1 protein-coding gene and 1 pseudogene are annotated in these 1014 nt (G+C 62.6%); both read left to right on the top strand.

Annotated features, from left to right (window positions below; translation table 11 throughout):
• A pseudogene (locus BVE01S_RS16965) lies at positions 1 to 103 on the top strand (flagellin); the annotation flags it as partial.
• Positions 104 to 385: 282 nt separating this feature from the next.
• On the top strand, positions 386 to 1014 hold a 629-nt coding region (locus BVE01S_RS16405; RefSeq protein WP_066629932.1), incomplete at its 3' end, for a flagellin.

The raw sequence follows: 1014 nt of genomic DNA, 5'->3' as shown, positions 1-1014 counted from the left end.
CGCCAAGCTGACCGCCCTGCAGACCAAGCAACAGCTGGGCGTGCAGGCGCTGTCGATCGCCAATCAGGGCAGCTCGATCCTGCTGAGCCTCTTCCGCAACTAAGCCCCTGGGGCTGAATGTTTCGCCTTTCGCCGTGTGGTGACCCACGCAGGCGCAGACCAACTCGACGCCCACCCGGCAAATCTTGCCTGGTGGGCGGCCCAGCCCGGCAAGAGCTGCCGGGTCGGAAGGAGGGTAAATCAAAGGTAAACCAGTAAAATCAGTTAGTTGTAGGCTTTTGTGCGGATCAGAAATGGCCCGGCAATTGCTTCTTACTCACCGAGCAAAAAGCTCCCGGCGGCAAAACGACGCTGGAAATCACTGAAGTGACAAGGAGGGCTAGAAATGCCCAGCATCAATACGAACTACGGCGCCGCAGTCGCCCTGCAGAGCCTGAACAAGACCAACGCCCAGCTGGAAACCACCCAAAACCGGATCAGCACCGGCATGAAGGTGTCTTCGGCCAAGGACAATGGCGCGATCTTCGCCATCGCCACCCAGCAGCGCGCCAACGCCGCTTCGCAAGACGCGACGCGCAACTCGCTGCAACGCAGCCAATCGATCACCGACGTGGCCCTGGCCGCCGGCGACACGATCACCTCCGCTCTGGAAGAGATGAAGTCGCTCGCTGTCAGCATCCAGTCTTCGGTCGCCGGTTCGGATGCTGAGACGGCCTATCTGAAAGACTTCAACGCCTTGGGCGCAGAAATCGCCACCGCGATCTCCGGCGCTTCGTTCGACGGCGCCAACAGCCTGACGACGCCTCTGGGCGTCGCCTCAGTGACCGGCCTGACGGGCGGCTCCGTCGCTCGTGCCGGCGCCACGACGGCTGCGGTCGACGCCGGGATCGCGACGGTCACGTCGTCGCTGGCGACGCTGGGCACCCAGTCCAAGTCGCTGGGCCGCCAGATCACCTTCGTCAACAAGCTGCAAGACGCGATGGAAGCCGGTGTCGGCAACCTGGTTGATGCAGA

The organism is Brevundimonas vesicularis NBRC 12165, assembly GCF_001592205.1.
GTDB classification, from domain to species: domain Bacteria; phylum Pseudomonadota; class Alphaproteobacteria; order Caulobacterales; family Caulobacteraceae; genus Brevundimonas; species Brevundimonas vesicularis.
Note: the sequence above shows the minus strand (reverse complement) of the source record. Positions and strands in the feature narration are given on the sequence as shown.